The sequence below is a fragment of the Micromonospora sp. M51 genome (assembly GCF_018070305.1).
GTDB lineage: Bacteria > Actinomycetota > Actinomycetes > Mycobacteriales > Micromonosporaceae > Micromonospora > Micromonospora parva.
In genome coordinates this window covers 1-1,688 of record NZ_JAGPXZ010001033.1, presented here as the reverse complement: position 1 = coordinate 1,688, position 1,688 = coordinate 1, and the positions used below count along the sequence as shown (strand labels likewise).

Sequence of the window (1,688 nt, the reverse complement as noted above, 5' to 3'; positions counted from 1 at the left end):
TCGCAGCTGCGGCTGCTCTCGGCGGCTGGCGTTCGCACGCTGCTTGCCGCGCATCTGCGCGTCCGGGCCCGCGGTGGCGAGCTGGTGCTGGTCGACCCGAGCCCGGTGGTGGCGCGGGTGCTGCGGGTCAGCGGGCTGCACCGCGTGATGACGATCCTGGAGCCGGCCACGGTGATCGAGGCCGCGCGCCGCCCGGTGGTCGCGACCACCGACCTGCAACTGGCCGCCTGACCCCGCCCGACGAGGCGTGCTCCCACCCGCCGCGCCCGAGGTCGGCGCGGGGCCGCCGGCGGGTGGGCCGGCGACCCCGACAACGACTCAGCGCACGACGAGCAGGTCGACGACGCAGATCAGCGTCTCACCCGGCTTGATCACGCCGGCCGCGCCGCGGTCGCCGTACCCCAGGTGCGGCGGGATGGTCAGCCGGCGGCGACCGCCGACCCGCATGCCGGCGACGCCCTGGTCCCAGCCGGCGATGACCTGACCGCCGCCGAGCGGGAAGTCGAACGCCTCGCCCCGGTTCCAGGACGAGTCGAACTCGCCGCCGGTGGAGTGCGACACGCCGACGTAGTGCACGCTGACCAGCTGGCCCGGCTCGGCCTGCGGGCCGTCGCCCACGGTGATGTCCTCGATCACGAGGTCGGCCGGCGGTGCACCCTCGATCGGACCAACCTCGGGCTTACCCGATCGGGCGCCTGCTGCCTGGTTCATGCGGGGATCTCCTGCCGTGTTGGGTGATGTGTCCGGTCACCGTCGATCCTGCCGGATCACCCCCCACCGATGTGCGGCGGACCCGCCACCTGCTCCGCAGCCCATCCGTCGATCGGGAGGCCGACGGTCCCGCTGGTGCTGGCTGACACGACGGAGCGGCGGGGGGGCCCCGGCAGGGCCGCCCACACCCGGCCGAGGCCCACCGTGTCGCCGGCGTTGACCAGGGCCAGCACCGCCAGCACCGCGGCGTAGATCAGGTGGTCGTCCATGAAGGGGTTGTTCTCCGGAGGCAGCACGGCGGTCCACATCAGGACCAGCAGCAGCCCACCGGCCACGGCGGCGATCCGCATTCCGATGCCGAGCAGCAGGGCGACACCGATCCCGGCCAGGCCGATCATGAAGAGCCAGTCCGCCCAGGCGGCACCGGCGATCGAGGTGTAGACGTCCTTGAACGGCCCGGCCACGCCGAAGGTCAGGAAGCCCTTGGTGGGGCTGCCCCCGTTGATCCAGGCGTTCTTCTGCTCGGTGCCCATCCCGAAGCCGAACAGCTTGTCGACGAAGGCCCAGAGGAAGATCCAGCCGAGCGCCAGCCGGGTGCCGGCCAGGATGTACCGGACGGCTCGGTCGTGCACGGTGCCGACCTTCGCAGCGGTGTTCTCGGCGGTGACCCGCTCGATCGTCGCGGTCATGGTCTCCACGTCCCTTCTCAGCTTCGCACCGCGCTTCCCGGTGGCATCTCCAGTGGACGCCCACGGCGCTTTCGGCGACAGGGCCGACAGACCGCAACGGCCCGGGACGTTCGACCCCCTCCGGTCCGGTCCGGCGACCCTGACGACCGTCGACGCCCCGCCGTAGCGTCCGAGATGGACCAGGAGAGGGAGGTCGTGATGAGGACCTGGCAGGTGGGTGACGTGATGACCCGGGAGGTCGAGACGGTGGTTGCCGACACCCCGTACCGGGAGGTCGTCGACGTGCTG

The 1,688-nt window shown here is 72.2% G+C and carries 2 protein-coding genes and 1 pseudogene; 1 reads left to right on the top strand and 2 read right to left on the bottom strand.

Features of this window, described 5'->3' with window-relative positions; genetic code table 11:
• Window positions 1–231, top strand: a 231-nt coding sequence (locus tag KBX53_RS32165; RefSeq protein WP_210863597.1) for an STAS domain-containing protein, incomplete at its 5' end; no start/stop codon positions are given.
• An 87-nt stretch (window positions 232–318) separates the two neighbouring features.
• Here KBX53_RS32165 and KBX53_RS32160 read toward each other — a convergent pair.
• Window positions 319–711, bottom strand: a complete 393-nt coding sequence (locus tag KBX53_RS32160; RefSeq protein WP_210863595.1) for an FKBP-type peptidyl-prolyl cis-trans isomerase — start codon at window positions 709–711, stop codon at window positions 319–321.
• Window positions 712–881: 170 nt separating this feature from the next.
• Window positions 882–1,409, bottom strand: a pseudogene (locus KBX53_RS32155) (hypothetical protein); the annotation flags it as partial.
• Window positions 1,410–1,688: the final 279 nt, after the last annotated feature.